The organism is uncultured Pelagimonas sp. (assembly GCF_947498515.1).
Classification (GTDB): Bacteria; Pseudomonadota; Alphaproteobacteria; order Rhodobacterales; family Rhodobacteraceae; genus Pelagimonas.
This window is the reverse complement of the sequence record NZ_CANMKO010000032.1, coordinates 1-1,062: the sequence shown is the minus strand read 5'-3', so window position 1 is coordinate 1,062 and position 1,062 is coordinate 1. Positions and strand designations below refer to the sequence as shown.

The 1,062-nt window shown below is 62.5% G+C and carries 1 protein-coding gene; it reads left to right on the top strand.

Translation table 11 applies throughout. The features are described from left to right. A partial coding sequence (locus Q1A43_RS22380; RefSeq protein WP_299939060.1) for an Ig-like domain-containing protein occupies positions 1-1,062 on the top strand: 1,062 nt, incomplete at both ends.

Genomic DNA, 1,062 nt, shown 5'->3' with positions numbered 1-1,062 from the left:
CATCACCGTCACCGGCACCAATGACGCGCCGACCTTGGCGGCGGGCCTTGGCAATGCTGTCGAAGATGGTGCGAGCGTTGATGTTGATCTGACAGCGCTTGGCGCGGACGTCGATAGCGATGATGATGGGGCGAGCCTGACCTATACGGTCAGCGGGGCGCCCATCGAAGGCAGCGCGAGCATCACCGGGGGGACTCTGTCCTTTGATCCGGGAGCGGATTTCCAGGATTTGGCCGTCGGCGAAACCCGCGATGCCACCGTGCAAGTCACCGCCACCGATACCCATGGCGCAACGGCGGTCAACGACGTGGTGATCACCGTCACCGGCACCAACGACGCGCCGACCTTGGCCGCAGGCTTTGGCAATGCGGTCGAAGATGGGCCGACGGTGTCGGTTGATCTTGCGCCTTTGGCGGGAGATGTCGATAGCGACGATGACGCCACCAGCCTGAATTATGCCATTCCGGGCGTGCCATCTGAGGGCAGCGCCGTGTTCAACGGATCGGTGCTGGAGTTCAATCCGGGCAATGATTTCCAAGACTTAGCTCTGGGCGAAACCCGTGACGTTGTGATCAACACCAGCGCCACCGACGCACATGGCGCAGTGGTCACCAACACGGTCATCATCACCGTCACCGGCACCAATGACGCGCCGACCTTGGCGGCGGGCCTTGGCAATGCTGTCGAAGATGGTGCGAGCGTTGATGTTGATCTGACAGCGCTTGGCGCGGACGTCGATAGCGATGATGACGGGGCGAGCCTGACCTATACGGTCAGCGGAGCGCCCATCGAAGGCAGCGCGAGCATCACCGGGGGGACTCTGTCCTTTGATCCGGGAACGGATTTCCAGGATTTGGCCGCCGGCGAAACCCGCGATGTCACCGTGCAAGTCACCGCCACCGATACCCATGGCGCAACGGCGGTCAACGACGTGGTGATCACCGTCACCGGCACCAACGACGCGCCGACCTTGGCCGCAGGCTTTGGCAATGCGGTCGAAGATGGGCCGACGGTGTCGGTTGATCTTGCGCCTTTGGCGGGAGATGTCGATAGCGACGATGA